Here is a 640-nt window from a genome sequence, read left to right as displayed (position 1 = left end):
AGAAAGACTTAGCCCATCTTTCTTCACACCTAGAGGTCATGTTCTTTAAAATCAAGCAGCCCACGATAGTTTTTTATCTCCTTGTTGATCTCATCTATGAACGTTGAGAAGAGACAACGTAATCTGAACAGTTTTATAAAATCGGAAATTTTACTATAGCTTTTTAACTGAGCACTGTAGTGTGTAAATAGATATATTTATTAAACTGCGTGTACGTAACATAAGGAAAAATACACAAACTAAAAAAGAATACCAAAGAGCAATATCTGAGTACCAAAGTACAGTATCCAATGGAAAAGAAAGCTTATACTCCACGTACTTAGAAATGAAAGGTAAAGAAACAGTTTCTTTATAACTATTTGGAAAAATTAAAACGACAAGCGCTAAACTTATTAGCTTTAAAAGTCTGTGCAAATACTGTTGTAAATCACGTGTTAATGTCTTCCAACCTGTTGTATTGCCGCGTTTGTATTTTGGATTGTTCTGCAACTCAAAAGGAATCTTGGAATTGCATAAAATTGCAAAAACCGCTGTGACTATTACCAAAGAAACAGATGCGAATGTCAAAATACTTTGAATAAAGTAGGGATTTTTTTTAATTCCTAAAAAACATAAAAATATAAAAGTTATAATGCCAAAC

Annotated in this window: 1 protein-coding gene; it reads right to left on the bottom strand. The window is 31.7% G+C overall.

The features are described 5' to 3' along the window. Positions 1-153: 153 nt before the first annotated feature. The coding region (locus ACFIL8_RS12100; RefSeq protein WP_375690026.1) for a hypothetical protein at positions 154-640 on the bottom strand (487 nt) is incomplete at its 5' end.

Source organism: Bartonella sp. AP57NXGY (assembly GCF_042195805.1).
Classification (GTDB): domain Bacteria; phylum Pseudomonadota; class Alphaproteobacteria; order Rhizobiales; family Rhizobiaceae; genus Bartonella.
The sequence above is the reverse complement of the archived record's forward strand: the minus strand, read 5'-3'. Positions and strand labels throughout refer to the sequence as shown.